The 16128-nt window shown below is 71.1% G+C and carries 19 protein-coding genes; 12 read left to right on the top strand and 7 right to left on the bottom strand.

All coding sequences use genetic code 11. The annotated features are described in order from the left end of the window. The coding region (locus VHC63_09440; protein HVV36811.1) for an ATP-dependent 6-phosphofructokinase at positions 1-795 on the top strand (795 nt) is incomplete at its 5' end. Here VHC63_09440 and VHC63_09445 read toward each other — a convergent pair. Beyond that, on the bottom strand, positions 785-1561 hold the full coding sequence (locus VHC63_09445) for an inositol monophosphatase family protein (protein HVV36812.1): 777 nt from the start codon (positions 1559-1561) through the stop codon (positions 785-787). The two genes, VHC63_09440 and VHC63_09445, sit on opposite strands and share 11 nt — an antisense overlap. A gap of 80 nt (positions 1562-1641) precedes the next feature. On the opposite strand from VHC63_09445, the gene VHC63_09450 reads away from it, so the two are divergent. Continuing rightward, on the top strand, positions 1642-2658 hold the full coding sequence (locus tag VHC63_09450; protein HVV36813.1) for a GntG family PLP-dependent aldolase: 1017 nt from the start codon (positions 1642-1644) through the stop codon (positions 2656-2658). On the opposite strand, the gene VHC63_09455 is transcribed toward VHC63_09450, so the two are convergent. Beyond that, complete coding sequence (locus tag VHC63_09455; protein ID HVV36814.1) at positions 2633-4174, bottom strand: adenylate/guanylate cyclase domain-containing protein; 1542 nt, start codon at positions 4172-4174, stop codon at positions 2633-2635. The genes VHC63_09450 and VHC63_09455 overlap by 26 nt on opposite strands. Then, positions 4167-4289: a hypothetical protein gene (locus VHC63_09460; protein HVV36815.1), complete on the bottom strand. Its 123-nt coding sequence runs from the start codon at positions 4287-4289 to the stop codon at positions 4167-4169. Before VHC63_09460 ends, VHC63_09455 begins: the two co-directional genes overlap by 8 nt. Positions 4290-4408: 119 nt before the next feature. Here VHC63_09460 and VHC63_09465 point away from each other — a divergent pair, with 119 nt between their 5' ends. From VHC63_09465 to VHC63_09480, 4 genes are read left to right on the top strand one after another with little or no spacing between them, the layout of a single operon-like run. Further along, complete coding sequence (locus VHC63_09465; protein ID HVV36816.1) at positions 4409-5251, top strand: polyprenol monophosphomannose synthase; 843 nt, start codon at positions 4409-4411, stop codon at positions 5249-5251. After that, a complete protein-coding gene (locus VHC63_09470) occupies positions 5217-5714 on the top strand; it encodes an NUDIX hydrolase (GenBank protein HVV36817.1) in 498 nt (165 codons plus the stop codon). The genes VHC63_09465 and VHC63_09470 overlap by 35 nt, the downstream gene beginning before the upstream one ends. Further along, complete coding sequence (locus VHC63_09475; protein HVV36818.1) at positions 5711-7048, top strand: DNA polymerase IV; 1338 nt, start codon at positions 5711-5713, stop codon at positions 7046-7048. The genes VHC63_09470 and VHC63_09475 overlap by 4 nt, the downstream gene beginning before the upstream one ends. Before the next feature lie 46 nt (positions 7049-7094). Continuing rightward, the gene (locus tag VHC63_09480) at positions 7095-7457 is read left to right on the top strand and encodes a DUF3040 domain-containing protein (GenBank protein ID HVV36819.1); all 363 of its coding nucleotides are present in this window, start codon (positions 7095-7097) and stop codon (positions 7455-7457) included. Here VHC63_09480 and VHC63_09485 read toward each other — a convergent pair. The 3 genes from VHC63_09485 to VHC63_09495 are packed head-to-tail and all read right to left on the bottom strand — an operon-like array spanning position 7454 to position 11862. Further along, positions 7454-9673 carry a DUF3488 and transglutaminase-like domain-containing protein gene (locus tag VHC63_09485; GenBank protein HVV36820.1) on the bottom strand — a complete coding sequence of 740 codons (2220 nt, stop codon included), beginning with the start codon at positions 9671-9673 and terminating at the stop codon, positions 7454-7456. The genes VHC63_09480 and VHC63_09485 overlap by 4 nt on opposite strands. After that, the gene (locus VHC63_09490) at positions 9670-10875 is read right to left on the bottom strand and encodes a DUF58 domain-containing protein (GenBank protein ID HVV36821.1); all 1206 of its coding nucleotides are present in this window, start codon (positions 10873-10875) and stop codon (positions 9670-9672) included. Before VHC63_09490 ends, VHC63_09485 begins: the two co-directional genes overlap by 4 nt. 9 nt (positions 10876-10884) lie before the next feature. After that, positions 10885-11862: a MoxR family ATPase gene (locus VHC63_09495; GenBank protein HVV36822.1), complete on the bottom strand. Its 978-nt coding sequence runs from the start codon at positions 11860-11862 to the stop codon at positions 10885-10887. Between the two features lie 73 nt (positions 11863-11935). Between VHC63_09495 and VHC63_09500 the strand changes: the two genes are divergently transcribed. After that, on the top strand, positions 11936-12775 hold the full coding sequence (locus tag VHC63_09500) for an ROK family protein (protein HVV36823.1): 840 nt from the start codon (positions 11936-11938) through the stop codon (positions 12773-12775). Next, positions 12772-13014: a hypothetical protein gene (locus VHC63_09505; GenBank protein HVV36824.1), complete on the top strand. Its 243-nt coding sequence runs from the start codon at positions 12772-12774 to the stop codon at positions 13012-13014. The genes VHC63_09500 and VHC63_09505 overlap by 4 nt, the downstream gene beginning before the upstream one ends. Before the next feature lie 9 nt (positions 13015-13023). On the opposite strand, the gene VHC63_09510 is transcribed toward VHC63_09505, so the two are convergent. Then, on the bottom strand, positions 13024-13347 hold the full coding sequence (locus tag VHC63_09510; GenBank protein ID HVV36825.1) for a hypothetical protein: 324 nt from the start codon (positions 13345-13347) through the stop codon (positions 13024-13026). A 75-nt stretch (positions 13348-13422) separates the two neighbouring features. On the opposite strand from VHC63_09510, the gene VHC63_09515 reads away from it, so the two are divergent. From VHC63_09515 to VHC63_09530, 4 genes are all read left to right on the top strand, one after another. Beyond that, positions 13423-14250 carry a Clp protease N-terminal domain-containing protein gene (locus VHC63_09515; protein ID HVV36826.1) on the top strand — a complete coding sequence of 276 codons (828 nt, stop codon included), beginning with the start codon at positions 13423-13425 and terminating at the stop codon, positions 14248-14250. A gap of 109 nt (positions 14251-14359) precedes the next feature. Beyond that, the gene (locus tag VHC63_09520) at positions 14360-14878 is read left to right on the top strand and encodes an HNH endonuclease (protein ID HVV36827.1); all 519 of its coding nucleotides are present in this window, start codon (positions 14360-14362) and stop codon (positions 14876-14878) included. Continuing rightward, the gene (locus VHC63_09525; protein HVV36828.1) at positions 14821-15516 is read left to right on the top strand and encodes a hypothetical protein; all 696 of its coding nucleotides are present in this window, start codon (positions 14821-14823) and stop codon (positions 15514-15516) included. The genes VHC63_09520 and VHC63_09525 overlap by 58 nt, the downstream gene beginning before the upstream one ends. Positions 15517-15649: 133 nt before the next feature. After that, on the top strand, positions 15650-16081 hold the full coding sequence (locus VHC63_09530; protein HVV36829.1) for a hypothetical protein: 432 nt from the start codon (positions 15650-15652) through the stop codon (positions 16079-16081). Positions 16082-16128: the final 47 nt, after the last annotated feature.

The following is a 16128-nucleotide window of genomic DNA, read 5'->3' on the forward strand; positions in this document are numbered from 1 at the left end:
GACGGCCCGGCGCGGATCCTCGACACCCTCGCCCGCGAGCGCATCGACGCGCTCGTGGCCATCGGTGGCGAGGACACCCTCGGCGTGGCCGGCCGGCTCGCCGACGAATCGGGCGTCGCGGTGGTGGGCGTGCCCAAGACCATCGACAACGACCTCGCCGCCACCGACTTCACGTTCGGGTTCCAGACCGCGGTGCAGATCGCCACCGACGCCATCGACCGCCTCCACACCACCGCCGAGAGCCATCACCGCGTCCTCGTGTGCGAAGTGATGGGCCGCCACGCCGGTTGGATCGCCGCCTACGCCGGTATCGCGGGTGGCGCCGCCGCCGTGCTGGTGCCCGAGCGGCCGTTCGACCTCGACCAGCTCTCGGCGTCGCTCGTCGCCCGTCACCAACTCGGCAACTACGCCTCAGTGGTCGTCGTCGCCGAGGGGGCCACGCCCGCCGAAGGGACCCTCGCCCTGCAGGACGGCCAGCTCGACGCCTTCGGCCACGTGCGCCTCGGTGGCATCGGCGACGTGCTGGCCAAGGAAATCGAGAAGCGCACGGGATACGAGACGCGCGCCACCGTGCTCGGCCACATCCAGCGCGGCGGCACGCCCAACGCCTTCGACCGCGTCCTGGCGACGCGGTTCGGTGTCGCGGCCGTCGAAGCGGTCCACGACGGCGCCTTCGGCACGATGGTCGCCCTGCGCAACGGCAACATCGAGCGCGTCCCGCTCGCCGACGCCGTGCGCGAACTCAAGACCGTCGACCCGTCCCTCCTCGAGATCGCCGACCTCTTCAGCGCGTAATCAGGGCGTAGAGATCGTCCGCGATGCGGGGATGGGCGACCCAGACGAGGTCGCCGACAACGTCGCCGCGTAGCCCGGCCTCGTGGGCGATCAGTAGCCCGGCAGCGCGGTCCCACGGCGCGGTGCCGCGCTCGTAATAGGCGTCGGTGCGCCCAGCGGCGGCCCAGCACAGATCGAGTGCCGCAGACCCGCCGCGGCGAATGTCGCGCACGATCGGCAGGATCCGGCTGACGACCGCCGCCTGCTCGACGCGCATCTCCGGGTGATACGAGAACCCGGTGCCGACGAGCGCGAAGCTCAGCGCCGCCGGTCCGCCGGGCAGGCTCATGGGCTCGTCGTCGCGGAAGGCGCCGACCCCGCGCGCCGCGCTGAAGACCTCGCGCCGGCCGATGTCGACGACGGCGCCGGCGATCGACGCGTGGTCGGCGTCGACCGCGGCCACGGACACGGCGGTCGCCGGGTAGCCGTAGACGAAGTTGGTGGTGCCGTCGATCGGGTCGATCACCCAGGTCACGCCGGTGGTGCTCGTCGACGCCGACCCCTCCTCGGCGACGATGCCGTCGTCGGGCCGCCGGGCGCGAAGGGCGGCGACGATCTGTGCCTCGCTCGCCTTGTCGACGGCGGTGACCATGTCGGTCGGCGTCGACTTGGTGTCGGTGGTGCCGAACCAGCGGCTGCTGGCGCGTTCGGCGGCGACGAAGGCGGCGGCGTCGAGGGCGACGTCGATGGCGATGCCGCGCAAGTCGTCGGGCGAGGGGGTCTCCATGGCGGAACTACCGTACGCGGCCATCCCGCCCATCCGGTCCTTTCGGGACCCTTCGGGTCGGGTCACTACGCTCCCCTCCAATGTCCGACGGCCCGGTCGACCTGCGTTCCGACACCGTGACCCAGCCGACGCCGAAGATGCGCCAGGCAATGGCCGATGCGGTGGTGGGCGACGACGTCTACGGCGAGGATCCGACCGTCAACGCCCTCCAGGACGCGTACGCGGCGCGTGTCGGCAAGCCCGCCGCCTTGTTCGTGCCGAGCGGCACGATGGCGAACCAGCTGGCGCTGCGCCTGCTGGCCCCCGCCGGTACGGGCGTGATCGCCGGGGCGCGCCAGCACATGGTCATCTACGAAGGCGGCGCCGCCGGCATCAACTCGGCGACGCAGTTCGTCACCATCGACGACAGCCAAGGCGCCCTCGACCCCACCGCCATCTCGCACCTTCGGGCCGCGGCGGCGCACCACTACATCGAGCCGGGGTTGGTGTGCGTCGAGAACACGCACCTGCCCGCGGGCGGGCGGCCTTACACCCTCGACGAGCTGAAGGCGGTGAGCCACGCCGCGGGACCGCTGCCCGTACACATGGACGGCGCCCGCCTGTTCAACGCCGAAGTGGCGACGGGCGTGAAGGCCGCCGACTACGCCGCCCAGGTGACGACCGTGATGTCGTGTCTGTCGAAAGGTCTCGCCGCGCCGGTCGGGTCGCTGCTCGCGGGTCCGGTTGACGTGATCGCCCGCGCCCGCGTCGAGCGTCAACGCCTCGGTGGCGGCATGCGCCAGGCTGGCGTGCTGGCGGCCGCCGGGCTCGTCGCCCTCACCGACATGGTGGAGCGCTTGGCCGACGACCACGACCGCGCCCGCACGCTGGCCGCGGCCGTCGCGCAGCGCTGGCCGGGCGCCTGCGACCCCGCGTCCGTGCAGACCAACATCGTCAACTTCACCCACCCCAACACCGCCGAACTGTTGGCCCACCTGCAGAGCCACGGCGTGCGCGCCGGCACCATCGCTCCGGGCGTCGCCCGCTTCGTCACGCACTGCGACGTCGATCAGGACGACGTCAAGCGAGCGATCACCGCGATTCTGTCCGCCCCGTAGGCACGGGCTCATAGGTCTCGGTGAGTTCGTCGCGGCCGCGCAGCGCGATGGCACCGACGTAGTCCCACCGGTCCTGCTCGGGTCCGATCGCGTGGAACACGGCACGCGATGACGCCAGCACCCGGCTCGTGTAGCCCTTGGCGAGGTCGGTGAGGCGCGACGCCTCGTTGACCGGGTCGCCGATCACCGTGTACTCCACCCGGCGGCGCGCGCCGATGTTGCCGGCGACGGCGAGGCCGCTCGACACGCCGATACCCGCCTGCACCTCGGGATACGTGCTGGCGAGCACCCGCAGCGCGGTGTTCAGTTCGCGCGCGGCCTTCAGCGCATTGGTGGCGTGCAGTTCGTCGTCTTCCAGCGCGCCGAACGTGCACAGCGCGCCGTCGCCGTCAAAGCGGTTGATGGACCCGTGGTTGTCCTCGATGACGGTGACGATCACTCCGAAGAAGGCGTTGAGCAGCTCGACGACCTCGCTCGGTTCGCGACGTACAGCGAGGTTGGTCGAGCCGATCATGTCCACGAACAGCACACTCATCTCGCGCAGCTGACCGCCGAGCGCGACACCCTTGTCGATCGCGCGCCGGGCGACGTCGACTCCGACGTGGCGGCCGAAGAGATCTTCGAGCCGGTTGCGCTCCCGGAGGCCCTCGAGCATTCGGTTGTAGCCCGCCTCGAGTTCGCCGAGCTCGCCACCGTCGTCGACGGGGATGTGGGCGTCGAGGTCGCCCGCCTCCACGCGTTCGAGGCCCTGGCGCAGCTCGTCGAGCGGGTCGGTCACCGAGCGGGCGCTGGCGATGGTGAGCACCAGGCCGGTGACGAGACCGATGACGGCCAGGACCACGATCGGCACGATGAGCGGGTTGTCGAAGCCGTCGCCCCGCGCCGTGGGGCCGAGGATGATGCCGACGAAGGGGACGCCGGAGCCGAGTACCCACATGAGCAACAGCCGCGAGCGGATCTGGAGGCCGTGGCGTTCGGGAAGCTGGCCGTCGCTGAGCGCGGCGGCGAATCCGGCGCGGTGCAGCCGCTCGACGGCGAGGAAGCAGAAGGCGCTCGTGGTCAGCCCGCCGAGGATGGTGCTGATGGCGACGCGGATGCAGTCGGCGACCGACACGTGGTGCAGCACGTTGAACACGCCGAAGACGACGGCGGCGCCGACCCACGCCCGGAAGGTGAAGCGTGTCTGCGTGTAGGGCTGGTCGAGCACTGCCAGCTTCTCCGCCGGCGTCGGGGCCCGGTCGGCCTCGATCCACTCGAGCACGGGGCGAGCGGAACGCACCGCGGACCACGTCACGAAGGGAACCGCCACGACGACGTAGGCGAGCAGCAGGAGCAGCCCACCGGCGGTCGCCAGGCCACGCGCGCCGTTGCCCAGAGGAACGACGTAGGCGACGTAGACGTAGACGATCACCGCGCCCACGACGTTGAGCCCACCGATAGCGAGCACGGTCCGAGTCGCGATGGTGCGGTAGAGCTCTTCGAGGATGGCGCGCGAGACCGGTTCCGGACTAGTCATCGAGTTCGAGCTGGCCGCGCCATTCCGCCATGGCTCGCAGCGCCAGCACGGCCACCACGGCGACACCCAACGCAAAGCTCACGCCGCCCACGAACAATCCGATCGATTCGGGCAAAGAACAATTCCCGTGACACTGAAGATCAACTAGCGCCCAACCGATAAGAGCTCCAGAGATACCGGCGAAAACGATCGCGGCGAAGGCCACGGCGCGGGCCCGGGTTGAAGGGAGCGCAGATGGCCGACGCATGGACACACCCCGAGGCTATCGGCGCGCCCCGCGTGCTCATCGTGTTGCCGACGTACAACGAGATCGACAACATCACCGCCATCCTCGACCGCATCCGCGACGCCGTGCCCCAAGCGGACATGCTGGTCGTCGACGACGGCAGCCCCGACGGCACCGCCGAGCGGGTCCGTTGGGTCGCCCAACGCATGCCCGGACTCCATTTGCTGGAGCGCACGTCGAAGGACGGCCTCGGCGCCGCCTATCGCGCCGGGTTCGCCTGGGGCATCCTGCGCTGCTACGACGTCCTCGTCGAGATGGACGCCGACGGCAGCCACCGTCCCGAAGATCTCCCACGCCTGCTGCGCGCCGTCGACAACGGCGCCGACCTCGCCATCGGCTCGCGCTACGTCGCCGGCGGCGTCATCCCGAACTGGAAGTTGTCGCGCCGCCTGCTCTCGCGCGGGGGCAACGTCTACGCCGCGGCCATGCTCGGCATGCACGTGCGCGACGCCACCGCCGGCTTCCGCGCGTACCGCGCCAGCCTGCTCCAGCACATCGACTTCGCCTCGCTGCGTGCCGGCGGCTACGGCTTCCAGATCGAAGGCGTGTGGAAAGCGGTGCGCAGTGGTGCGACCGTCACCGAGATCCCGATCACGTTCGAAGACCGCCTCGCCGGCGAATCGAAGATGTCCAAGGCCATCGTGGTCGAGGCGCTCCGACTGGTGACGCGGTGGGGCTTGGGCGAGCGCGTCGCGCGGGCGCGGACGCGCTTCGCCCTCCTTCCTTTTGCCGGCGTATCGCGGGCAAACTGGAGCGGTGCGAGCCTGGCGGGTAGCAAGCGCGGTCATTGAGCACGACGGGCAGGTCCTGCTCGTCGAGAACCGCCGCGCCGACGGGCGCGTCGACTGGTCGATGCCGGGCGGCGTCGTCGAGGACGGTGAGCATCCGCTGCTCGGCCTGCACCGGGAGGTGACCGAGGAAACCGGACTCACGGTGGCGCAGTGGGGGCCCCTGCTGTGGACGACGTTCGCCCGCAGCAACTCGATGGGGTTCTCGCTCGTCGCCGAGACGTTCATCGCCCACGGACACGACGGCGAGCTCGCATGCGCCGACCCTGACGGCATCGTGAACGAGGCGCGCTGGTTCGACCTCGACGCGGCGATCGCCGCGCTCGAGTCGTCGTGGGTGCCGACGCGCCAACCGTTCGTGGGATGGCTCCAGGAGAGGTGGAGCAGCCCGCGCACGTTCGACTATTCGGTTGAGGGCGATCGGGCCAGCGGCCTGATTGTGGAGTTGCTGTCGACGACGACGTGACCGCCCCGGCCAACCCGAACGCGGACGCGCCGTGGCCCCGCGCCATCCTCCACGTCGACATGGACTGCTTCTACGCGGCGGTCGAAGTCCTCGACGACCCGTCGCTGCGCGGCAAGCCGGTAGTCGTCGGCGGCACCGGCCGGCGCGGCGTCGTGGCGGCGGCCAGCTACGAAGCCCGCGTGTACGGCGTGCGGTCGGCGATGCCGATGGCGACGGCGCGCCGCCTGTGCCCGCGGGCGATCGCCCTGCCGGGCCGCTTCGACCGCTACGAGGAGCTCAGCCGGCAGTACCGGGCGATCATGCTCGACCTCACGCCGTTGGTGGAACCGATCTCGCTCGACGAGGCGTTCCTCGACGTGACCGGCGCCACCCGCCGTGCCGTGACACCCGAGGAAATTGCCAACCGGTTGCGCCGCCGGGTGAAAGCTGAACTGCACCTGAACTGCTCGGTCGGCGTGGCGACGTCGAAGCACGTCGCCAAGCTGGCGTCGGTGGCGGCCAAGCCCAAGCCGCTGCCGACGGGCGTTATCGAGCCGGGCGTCGGGGTCAAGGTGATCGCCCCTGGGACCGAGTTGGCGTTTCTCCACCCGCTGCCCATCCGGGCGCTGTGGGGCGTGGGCGCCAAGACCGCCGAGAAGTTGGCCTCGCTCGGCGTGAAGACGGTCGGCGACTTGGCGGCGTTGCCCCTCGACACCCTTACGCACGCCGTCGGCCCGGCGGCGGGCCAGCACCTGCTCGACCTCGCCAACAACGTCGACTCGCGTGAGGTGGTGGCCGACGCGGGCGTGAAGTCGATCAGTCACGAGGAGACCTTCGCCCACGACATCGACGACCGGGCGCGGCTGCACAAGGAGATCGTGCGCCAGTCCGACGCGGTGGCGGCTCGGATGCACAAAGCCGGGCACGCGGCGCGCACCGTGGTGCTGAAGGTGCGCTACAGCGACTTCACTTCGATCACCCGTTCCAAGACGCCCGGCGGGCCGATCGAAGACGGCGTCACCCTCGCCGGGGTCGCGAACGGCCTGCTCGACGCCGTCGATCTGCGCGACGGTGTGCGTTTGCTGGGAGTCGGGGTGAGCAACCTCGTCGACCCGCCACCCCAGCAACTCGACCTCCTCGCGGTGGAGCCGGAAGACCCCGAAGACGACGCTGCGGCGCGCCGGCGCGCGGCCACGGGGGCCGCGGTGGCCGCCATTCGCGACAAATTCGGCGACAACGCTGTTGCTCCGGCCACGCTGGTCGATCGGAACGGCATACGGCGTCGCCGTTTCGGGCAACAACAGTGGGGGCCCGATGCTCCCGACCCGTCCCATAGGCCAAACGGCCCTTCCTGAGCAGAGCGCGTTGAAGGGTCTTCCCGAGAGTGTCAAACTGAAGCCAGTGCCGCTTTCCGAAGAAGAACAACGGATCCTTCACGAGATCGAGCGCAGCTTCTACGCGGGCGACCAGGCGCCGGGCAGTTCCGCCCAGACGCGCCTCACCATGGTGCGCCGCGTGCGCCTCGCTGCCGTCGGCTTCGTCGTGTCGCTGATCCTGCTGCTGATCGGGTTCGCGTCGAACTTCGTCATCGGCGCCGTCGCCTTCCTCGGGATGGTGGCAACGGGCGCGGTGCTCGTCGACGGGGTGCGCAAAGTCGGCGGCGATCGCCTGCGCACGTCAGCCGGACGCTTGGGCTCGATGGTCACCGACCCGAGCCGCCGCCTGCGCGGTCGTCGCCTCCGTTCCGACGACGACGAGAACTAGCCGCGCCGGCGCAATCGCCGCGGGTTGATCGCGAACAGCACGAGCTGCCAGCGCGACCGCGTGGCAAACGCCTCCCGCCTCACCTCTGACGCTTCGCGCCACGCCACCAGCGCGTCGTCCTCCGACACGCCGTCGGGCCCGTAGGCCGCCACGTCGACGAGATCCGCCAGGCGGGTAAGCGTGGCGACGCCGCCCTCGCCGATGGTTGCGCCGACGCTCTCGACGCGCTCGGTCGGTGTGTGGGCGCGCCGCACCGCCGCGCCGGCGAACGCCAGGGCTTCGTCGGTGTCGCTCCAGGCGACGAGGACCTTGTCGGTCGGCGTGACGGCGCTGCTCCAGCGGCGGTGCCGGCGCAGTGCGATGGTGACGGGCACGACGCAGGCCAACGCCGCGAGCACAACGAGCAACAGCAGCATCGGGGCGACGATGCGCCACACCGAGCCGTGGTGGCGCCCCGACAACGCCGGCGTCGTGGTCGCGGTTGTCGGCGGCGTGGTGGTTGGCGTCGCGCCGTTGGTGCCGGTGGCGCTCGGGGCGAGCGTCGTCGGCACGACCGTGCTGGCGGTTCTGGGCCGCAGGGTGTTGGCCTGTGACTCCGGCGCCCCGGTGTAGGACTGCGCCCCGGGGATGCCGCGACCGGGCGTAGGTTCGAACGCCACCCAACCGGCCGAGCCCAGGAACACCTCGGGCCAGGCGTGGGCGTGCAGCTCGCGCACCGTCCAGGTGCCCGACGCGGCGTCGTAGTCGCCGGCGGTGAAACCGACCGCCACCCGCGTCGGGAGGCCGGCGAGGCGGGCGAGCACCGCGTAGCTGCCGGCGAACTGCTCGCAGTAGCCGCGGTGGGTGATGAAGAGGAAGCGCACGATGGCGTCGTCGCCGTGACCGGGCGGCACGTCGAGGTCGTAGCGGAACGGGCTCGAACGGAGGTATTGCTGGATGGCGAGCGCCTTGTCGTAGGGGGTGGTGAGACCGTGGGTGATCTGGCCCGCCAGCGCCACCACCCGTGAGTCGATGGTCGGCGGGACCTCGAGCTCGCCGGCGCTCACGGGCGCCGGCTTGGAGTGGCGCAGCTCGTCGGGGGTGAACGACGGCACGGTTGACCGCACGCTGTAGGCGAGCCCGTTACTGGTCGGTTTCTCGGTGATGAAGGCGTCGGCGTCGGAGTCGTAGCTGATGCCGTCGATGCTCGGCGTGCTCGCCGGCCGGTAGGCGACCGGAAGCCAGATCGAGTTGAGGCTGGCGATCGAGTACGTCTGCGTCGCCTGATTGCCGGCGCGGTTCTTCAGTGCCTTGTCTTTGTCGACGTCCTTGTAACTGCCCTTCGACGACCAGATCTCGCCGTCGAACACGTTGAGGGAGGTAAGCCGCCAGTACGACCGCTGCGCCGACTTCACCGTGAAGGCCACGACGTCGCTGCGCTCGACGAGCCGCGTGCGGATGTCGACGAGCGGGCTGATCGTCGTGCGGGCGTGGTTGCGGTTCCGGTTGCGCCACGCCACCGCGGGTGGCTGCTGCGAGAACGGGATGGCGAGGCCGAGTAGCGCGCCGACCAGACCGATGACGCCAATACTCACGCCGGCGCGCGACAGCGCGCGTCGGCCGGCGTCGGCCGAACCCTGGAACCACGGGCGCGTGCGCGCCACGACCACGACGTGGTCGACCACGAACCACACGAGTAGCGCGCCGACGAACGCGAGGGTCGCGCTCGTACGTTCACGCGTCGTGCCGAGCACGGCCGCGAAGGTGAACAGCGTGAAGGCCGGCACCGCCGCTTCGACCGTGGTCCGCATGCGGAAGGCGGCCCAGTCCGCCAGCGTCGCCAGCACGATGACGGCCATGACGCAGGCGGCGACGAACCCTTCGGTGGGCGCGGTGGGGGCGATCGCGACGCCGAAATCGCGCCGCGCCGACGACAGCGCCATGAGCAGGGCGTGCAGCGCGCCTGGCGTCGGCAGGCCGAAAAACGTGTGTTGGGGTACCACCGTCACGGTGGCGGTGACGAGGGCGGCCAGTGCCGCGGCCGCCGTGGTCGCCCCCGCGCTGAGATGGCGCAGGCGCCCGCCGACGGCGACGACGTGGCCGACGACGACCCCCGCCAGGATCGGGCCGAGCGCGCCGCCCGTCGTGAAGAGGCGGCCGAGGCACACCGCGGCGACGAGGTCGAGCAGCACCAGCGCGCCGAGCGCCGGGAGATCGTCGCGGAACTCGTCGCTCATCGCGCCGCCTTCGCGCGCCGCCGTGGCGCATTGAGCATCTGCCACGCGCTGGCGAAACCGCGGCCGCCCACCGGCACCGCGACGACGCTCGCCCCGCGACGCACCCCCGTGGTGGCCCGCTCGCCGTCGATGGTGAACACCACACCGACGGCGTGCGAGTCGCGCGACATGAACGCACCGAGTTCGCGCGCGCCCCGCGACGTCGTGATGATGCAGGGGCCCTCGCGCGCGGCGTCGGCCGAGTGCCGGCCGCGGCGCGACACGACGCTGAGCGCGGCGAACGCGCTCGTGGCCGCGTCCGGTTGCGGTTGGGCGAGCGCCAGGATTTCGAGCAGGTGGTCGAGGAACACCCGGCCGGCGCCGAAGCCGGAGTCGAAAGGCCCGGTCGTGACGAGGCGGACCAGTCCGTTGCCGGCGCCGCCGCCGAGCAGCACGCTGGCGGCGGCCGACAGCGCGTCCTCGAACGATGCGGCGGTGTGGGCGCGGGCGCGCAGGTCGAGCACGACGGTCGTGCGGCCGCGCCACGGTGTCTCCTCCTGGCGGATCATCAGGCGGCCGGTGCGCGCCACCGACGGCCAGTGCACGCGGCGCAGGTCGTCGCCCTGCTCGTATTCGGTGAGGGCGTAGAAGTCGCCGCCGCTGGCGGTAACACGGCGCGGGCCGTGCACTTCCGCCAGCGGATCGGTGACGCCGACGCCGCTTGGCGCCGAGACGTCGTCGACGCGGGGATACACGGTGAGCTTGGTGGCGGGCGCCGCCTCCTCGCGCTTGGTGACGAGGCTGAAGATGTCGGAGCGCTCGACGACGAGCGGCCCGAGGGTGAACACGCCGCGGCGATCCGTCGGCAGACGAAAGGCGGCCGTCGCCGATGCGCCCGGCACGAGCGGCGCCAGCGCGAACCGGGCGTAGCGCTGCCCGGCGGAGAACGTGGTCGATATCGCCAGCACCGGCGACCGCCGCGTCTTCGACGTGTTCACCGCGTGCATCTCGACGCGCCACGCGCCGTCGACGTGCACCCGGCTGGGCGTGATCGTGCGGGTGACGCGCACGCCGCTACTGCCGCGCGTCGTGACGAAGCCGGCGAGAACGAGGCCGAGGCCGGCGCCGCACAACCCGTACATCTCGCGCAGTCCGAGCACTTTGCCGACGACGGCGAGAGCGAGGCTGGCCGCGATAACGCCGAGGCCGCGCCGGGTTAGCACCGCGCGCTGTCAGGCCTTCAGCGCGCTCGACGACGGGACCGGCAGCCGCGCCAGCATGTCGTCGAGCACGGCTTCGGCGTCGATGCCTTCGAACTCCGCTTCGGGCGTCGGTACGAGGCGATGGCCGAGCACAGGCACGGCGACGGCCTTGACGTCGTCGGCGTTGGCGAAGTCGCGCCCACTGGCCGCGGCCCACGCCCGCGCCGTGCGCTGGAGCGCCAGGGCGGCACGCGGCGACGCACCCAGCGCGAGGTTGGGATGGCGACGGGTGGCGTCGGCGAGCTCGACGATGTAGGCGCGCAACCCGGCGGCCACGTGAACCGCCTGCGCGCCGGCGATGAGCGTGTGCACGTCGTCGACCGACGCCACCGCCTTCAGATGGTTGACGGGATTGTCGGTCCCGTGCTCGTCGAGCATGGCGATCTCGGCGCGCTTGGCCGGATACCCCATGGCGATGCGCATAAGGAAGCGGTCGAGTTGGCTGTCGGGCAGGGGATAGGTGCCCTCATGCTCGACCGGGTTCTGGGTGGCGATCACCATGAACGGATCGGGCAGCGAGTACGTCGTGGCGTCGACGGTGACCTGGCGCTCTTCCATCGCCTCGAGCAGCGCCGCCTGCGTTTTCGGCGACGCGCGGTTGATCTCGTCGGCCAGCACGATGTTGGCGAACACGCCGCCGGGCCGGAACTCGAAGCGGTTGCCGGTGCGCGAGAACACCGTCACCCCGGTGACGTCGGAGGGCAGAAGGTCGGGCGTGAACTGGATGCGGTTCCACTCCGACGCGAACGAAGCGGCGAGCGCCTTGGCGAGCGTCGTCTTTCCGACGCCGGGGACGTCCTCGATCAGCAGGTGACCTTCGGCGGCGAGGCACACGAGGGCGAGCTTGATGGCATCGGCCTTACCGACGAGCGCGTGGCCGATGTTCTCGGCGACGGCGTCGAACACGGCGGCGAAGGCTTCCGGTCGTGCCAAACGTCGTCGTGCCATACGGAGGCGAGCGTAGCGAGCCGACCAGAGGGTGCGGGGCGGGTGGGCGGTCACAACCCTAACGTTTGAATCTGTGAACTCGATCCTGGCCGTCGACATCGGAGGCACCAAACTCGCCGTCGGCGTCGTCGACGAGGACGGCCGCATCGCGCGGCGTGCGCAGGCGCCCACCGACACCGAAGATCCGTGGCCGGCGCTGGCCGCGCTGGTCGAGGACATGCGCGGTGACGATGTCGTCGCCGTCGGCGTCGGCTGCGGCGGGCCGATGGCGCCGGGTGGTGAGACGGTGTCGCCGCTCAACATCGCCGGCTGGCGCGCCTTTCCGCTGCGCGCCGAACTCAGCCGGCTCACCGATCGCCCCGCGTTCGTCGACAACGACGCCAAGGCGCTCGCGCTCGGGGAAGGCTGGGTGGGCGCCGGCCGCGGGGCTACGAACTTCATCGCGATGGTCGTGTCCACCGGCGTCGGCGGTGGCATCGTCGTCGACGGCCGCCTTCTCGAGGGCGAGACGGGCAACGGCGGCCACATCGGCCACGTGATCGTGGAGCCCGACGGCGTCGCGTGCGCCTGCGGCGCCCGCGGCTGTCTCGAAGCCGAAGCGTCCGGCACGGCGATCGCCAAGGCGACCGGCAAGCCGGCGCAAGAGGCGGACCCCGCCACCATCGAGCGCACGGGCCGGCTCGTCGGCCGCGGCATCGCGTCGGTGGTGAACCTGCTCGACCTACGCCTGGCCCTCGTCGGCGGATCGGTGGCGCTCGGCATGGGGGAGGCGTTCTTCGCCGCCGCCCAACGCGAGGTCGACGACCGGTGTCGGATCGAGTTCGCCCGCGGTGCGCGTGTCGCGCCTGTTGGCCTGGGTCCGGACGGACCGCTTATCGGTGCGGCCGCCGTCGCCTACCGGGGCCTGGCGTGAACCGCCGCGCCGCCTTCGCACTGTTGCGCCGGCCCGACCTGTGGTGGACGGGCGCCCGCCAGGCGTTGCGCCTCGCGGCGCCGGGTTGGTGGAAGCGCGGCAGTCACCTGCCGCTGCCCGACGAGGACTACATGCACTTCCGCCTCGTCACGCAGTACGGCGGCGAGGGCCAGCACGCCAGCGGCACCGACCTCGTCCAGTACCTCCAGTGGTGCCGCGACGAACGTCGCCGCGCGTAACGCCGGCCGTCAGGTTTCGAGGGCATCGAGGCGCTCGCGCAGGTCGCTGACCTCCATCGACAGCGCGGCGACCTGTTCGACCAGGGCGTCGATGACGGCCTGCTGATCCGTGCGCGCCGCACCGCGGCGCCGGCCGAGGTTGGGTGACGCCGCCGCGCGGGCGATGACGTCGTCGAGGTCGACGAGGCGTTGATCGCCGTGCGTGCCCGGGACGACGGTCGAGGCGATCAAGCCCTCCCGGTACCAGCGCCGCAACGCCGGGACGCTCGCGCCGGTCTCGTCGGCGGCCTCGCGCAACGTGACGTAGCGGCGGAAATTCTCTGGTACGGTCATCCTAGAACGATAACACTGTTTAAACACTGTCAAGGAGTTACCATGTTCGAACGCTTTACGGAACGAGCTCGGGACGTGCTGGTGCGGGCGGAGCGGCTCGCCAACGAACTGCACAGTCCCGCCATCCGCCGCCACCACCTGCTCATCGGCCTGCTCGACGGCGCCACCGAAGGCTCGCAGACCGTGGCCGTCGTCCTCGCCGACGCCGACGTCGACAGCGTTGCCCTGCGAACCAAATTGCTCGATTCCCTCCGGGCGACCGAGACGCCCGGCGGTGGCACGCGCCCGTTCACGCGCGAAGCCAAGAAGACGCTTGAGCTGTCGCTGCGCGAGGCGCTGTCGCTCGGCCACAACTACATCGGCCGTGAGCATCTTCTCCTCGGCATCCTCCGCAGCGCCGACGGGCCGCTGCAGAGCGTCATCGCCGACACCGGCCTCGGCTACGAGCGGGCACGCGAGATCGTTGCCGAGCAGTCGCCGCCGTCGGGCCGCGGGCGTGGGGGACGCCGCGACGTGCGTCGCGGCGTGATGCGCACGCTTGGCCGTCAGTCGACCGTCGGCCTGCAAGCGGTGCTGCAACGCGCCCACGAACTCACCGGCGAGGAACGCAACGCAACCACGGGCGATCTCCTGCTGGCGCTCGTCGACACGCCGGGTTCGTACTTCGCCTCCATGCTGCAGGGCGTGGCGTTGCCCGACCGCGCAACGCTGAAGGCGTCGCTGGATCGATTGCTCGAGACCAAGGCGCCCGATGGCACCGACGAAGCCGTCAAGGTCGACGCCCGCAGCGGCGCCGTCACGATCAACGACCCGCGCATCGCCGAGGCGGTCAAGAAGCTCGTGGGTGACGGCGCGGTGACGAGCGAGCGGCTCGAAGAGATCCTGCGGCGGCTGCAGGGATAAGTGCCCCCGACGCGCCGTGCGCGTCCGGTAAGTTCTGCCGCAATGGACGTGGGGCCAGCGCCAACAACAACCCGAGGACGCCGCAGGTAACGCGATGTCCGGAGCGCTGGTGCTGAACGCAACGTACGAGCCACTGTGCATCGTCACGCAGCGCCGGGCGCTCAACCTCATCCTGCAGGCGAAAGCCGAGCTTGTGTCCGCCACCGACCAGCAATTCCGCGCCGCCACCGTGTCGTTTGCGGCGCCGTCGGTCGTGCGCTTGATCTCTTACGTCAAGGTGCCGTACACGACCCGCGTGGCGCTCAACCGCCGCGCCGTGTTCGCCCGCGACAACTACCGCTGCCAGTACTGCCACGCGGCGGCCGAGAACATCGACCACGTGATCCCGCGCAGCCGCGGCGGAACGCACACGTGGGACAACGTGGTGGCGGCGTGCAAGGCGTGCAACGCCCGCAAGGAAGACCGCATGCTGCACGAGATCAACATGCGGTTGCGCCGCCCACCGACCACGCCCCACGCCCGCGCGTGGGTCCTGGCGGCGACGGGGAGCCGGCGGCCTGACTGGGAACAGTGGCTCGGCACGCCCATGCACGCGACACGCGCGGCAGCGGCGATGGCCTCGGCCTGACCACCCGCCTCACCACCTGGGCCGGGAGCGCGGCGGCGCTCCACGGCCGACCAATCGATCCTGCGACGCGCGTCACCGAACTGCGGGCGATCCGCCGGGCGATCGTCCTCGGCCGCGCCCAGCGAGTCGACGACGCGTTCGACGCCCGTGCCCGCGGCGCCGGCCTCGACGTGGCCCGGCGGGTCTCGGGCGGCTCGGCCGTCGTCGTGGGGCCGGGGGAGTGCGTGTGGGTCGACGTCGTTGTCGCCCGCGACGCGCCCGGCTGGAACGACGACATCGGCAAGGCCGGCTGCTGGATGGGCGACCAGTGGGTGGCCGCCCTGGCGGCGGTCGGCGTCGGCGACCTGCGGGTGCACCGCACGGCCATGGAACGCCGGCCGGGGTCCGACGCGGTGTGCTTTGCCGGCGTGGGTTCGGGCGAGGTGCTGCGGGCCGACGGCGCCAAGATCGTGGGCGTCTCCCAGCGCCGCACCCGCGGCTGGGCCCTGTTCCAGTGCGCCATCCCGCTGCGATGGGAGCCCGCGGCCCTGATCGACGTTCTCGGCGCGGCTGCGGCTCCGGCCGCCGACGCCGCCGTGGCCACGCTTGACGCGGCAACCGCCGCATCGGCTGTCGCCGCTCTCGCCGCGCTGCTCTAGGCGCCGCGATTTCGCAGAAATCTTCGATTTGGAGCGGATTTTGCCCTGGATGTGGTTGCAAGTGGCGCGATGAACCCTTAAAGTGTCGCGAAGTGGCGGACCGGAGAGGGCCGGTGCCACGGCGGAGACCGATGTGGCAGAACTCTTCAGCGGGCATAGCGAGCACACGCTCGACGCCAAGGGGCGCGTGATCGTGCCGGCGAAGTACCGCTCGTTCTTTGCCGATGGCGCGCACCTCGGAATCGGCAGCAACCACTCGCTCGCCCTCTGGACGCACGAGGCGTTCGAGCGCAAGGCCAAGCAGATGCTCGAACTCATGGAGTCGGGCGAGCCCGGCGCCGAGGAGGAAGCGCAGTACTGGGCGGGCAACATCGAAGACGTCACCGTCGACGCCTCGACCGGCCGCCTGCTCGTGCCGCCCTACATGCGCGCCGAGGCCGACCTCGAGCCCGGCCAGCCGGTGCGACTGGTCGGCGCCCTCAGCCACATCGCCATCTGGAACCCGCAGCGCTACGCCGAGCGCATCGGGGTCAAGGCGTCGAAGTTCAACAAGGACGACGCGTGATGCGCGCGCGGAACATCAGCAGCCCTCCGGCCGGAGCCGATGGAGTT

This window comes from Acidimicrobiales bacterium, from assembly GCA_035546775.1.
Classification (GTDB): Bacteria; Actinomycetota; Acidimicrobiia; order Acidimicrobiales; family JACCXE01; genus JACCXE01.

Excerpts from the sequence above, each read along its gene's own strand:
- VHC63_09445 (HVV36812.1), bottom strand. The coding sequence starts at position 1,561 with ATGGAGACCCCCTCGCCCGACGACTTGCGCGGCATCGCCATCGACGTC.
- VHC63_09485 (HVV36820.1), bottom strand. The coding sequence starts at position 9,673 with ATGAGCGACGAGTTCCGCGACGATCTCCCGGCGCTCGGCGCGCTGGTG.
- VHC63_09450 (HVV36813.1), top strand. The coding sequence starts at position 1,642 with ATGTCCGACGGCCCGGTCGACCTGCGTTCCGACACCGTGACCCAGCCG.
- VHC63_09455 (HVV36814.1), bottom strand. The coding sequence starts at position 4,174 with ATGACTAGTCCGGAACCGGTCTCGCGCGCCATCCTCGAAGAGCTCTAC.
- VHC63_09465 (HVV36816.1), top strand. The coding sequence starts at position 4,409 with ATGGCCGACGCATGGACACACCCCGAGGCTATCGGCGCGCCCCGCGTG.
- VHC63_09510 (HVV36825.1), bottom strand. The coding sequence starts at position 13,347 with ATGACCGTACCAGAGAATTTCCGCCGCTACGTCACGTTGCGCGAGGCC.
- VHC63_09495 (HVV36822.1), bottom strand. The coding sequence starts at position 11,862 with ATGGCACGACGACGTTTGGCACGACCGGAAGCCTTCGCCGCCGTGTTC.